General features: G+C 56.6%; 1 protein-coding gene. It reads right to left on the bottom strand.

Features of this window, described 5'->3' with window-relative positions; genetic code table 11:
• Window positions 1-28: 28 nt before the first annotated feature.
• Window positions 29-1,567 (bottom strand): IS3 family transposase, encoded by a 1,539-nt coding sequence (locus AB3X99_RS40830; RefSeq protein ID WP_069264554.1) that lies wholly within the window; start codon window positions 1,565-1,567, stop codon window positions 29-31.
• Window positions 1,568-1,607 lie beyond the last annotated feature (40 nt).

Raw genomic sequence — 1,607 nt, 5'->3', positions numbered from 1 at the left:
GGGGGTGCGGCGGAATTCTTGGACGGGTTTATGTCGTCAGCCCGAGGCTCTCCCGGTATTCAATCGGACTGAGTGCGCCAAGCGAGATCTTGATCCGTTTCTCGTTGTACCAGCGAATGTACGAGTCAACGACCTCGATGAACTGGTCGGTGCTGACGGTCTGCCAGTCCCGCGAGTAAAACAGTTCCGTTTTCAGCCGTCCAAAGAATCCTTCGCACGCTGCGTTATCGGGCGAGCAGCCCTTGCGCGACATTGAGCGAATCAGCCTTGCCTCACGTATCCGGGCAAGCCAGCCTGGCCAGCGATAGTGCGCACCGCGATCTGAATGGACAACAGGTCGGCTGTCGCTGCTGCCGATTGCTTCGATGGCGGCATCGAGCATCGTGTTTACGAGTTCGGCGTCTGGTCGCGTACCGATCGACCAGCTGATCACAAGCCCATCGAAGCAATCAATAACTGGCGACAGATAGACTTTGCCAGCAGGAATCTGGAACTCGGTGATGTCTGTGAGCCACTTTTCATTCGGTGCTGCGGCACGGAAATCCCGGTTGATAAGGTTCTCTGGAGCCGGACCTATTTCTCCAGCGTAGGAGCCGTATCGACGTCGCCTCGTTGTGGCCGCGCTTAGCTGCTCCTGCTTCATCAAGCGCCGAACGACCTTCTCCGAGATGAAGACTTTCTGCCTGCCAAGTGCCGCCCGCACCCGGCGATATCCGTAGCAGCGGTGGTTCAATTCAAAGATATCTGCGATGGCACTGCGTACACCCGCATACTTGTCGGCAGCCTGTATCCGCGCCCGGTGATAGAAGTAGGAGCTACGGGCGAGCCCCAATTCAGCCAAAAGCTCCGGCAGCGTGTAAGTCTGTTTCAGGGCATCAACCAGCGCCGTCTTCTCCCGATTCGTCAGGAGTTGCGGGTTGACGCCCTGGCCTTTTTTTAATATTTCATTGGCCTTCTTCAGAATGTCGTGTTCAATCTGGAGCTTCCGGATGTCTCGTCGGAGTGATTCGACTTGCTGCTCCAGCGTCGCTTTCTCGGAGCTCTGCGGCGGATCGTTGCGGCGTGTCATGGCTGAAGCAGCCTCCTGACCGAGTAACCGATCTCTCCAGTTGTACAACGTTGGCCGGCTCACGCCAATCCTTTTAGCAACTTCCTCCGCGCTTTCTCGTCGAGTGCACAGATCGATGACCGCTGTCTGCCTGAGCTCCGGTGCATACCGAATACCCGAAGCCTTCCCGAGAACGCGCTTCTTTCGCTCAGGATGCAGCTCGTCGAGCCAGGCGACGAGCGTCCCGCGTCCCGGATATCCCAAGGCCTTTGTCGTTACTGCCAGACACTGGCCATGGCTCATATAGTGGTCTGTAGCCGCTTTTTTTTGTTCCGCCGAATAGCGCGGCCTCAAGCAGATACGTTCCTTCGGCAAATCCAGACATCGCTCGTACGTGTGATACCAACGTTCGAGCGATTTCGTTGTGGGATAGCCTAACTGACGAACCGTCGCGGTGAGGCGCTTTCCAAGCTTCAAGTAGAGTTTGACCGCTCGGATGCGTTCTTCGTATGAATACATGGACCAGCTCCTAATAGTCCAAGAATTCCGCCGCACCCCC

This window comes from Paraburkholderia sp. BR10882, assembly GCF_040948855.1.
Lineage (GTDB): Bacteria > Pseudomonadota > Gammaproteobacteria > Burkholderiales > Burkholderiaceae > Paraburkholderia > Paraburkholderia nodosa_A.
This window is presented reverse-complemented; position numbering and strand designations above follow the sequence as displayed.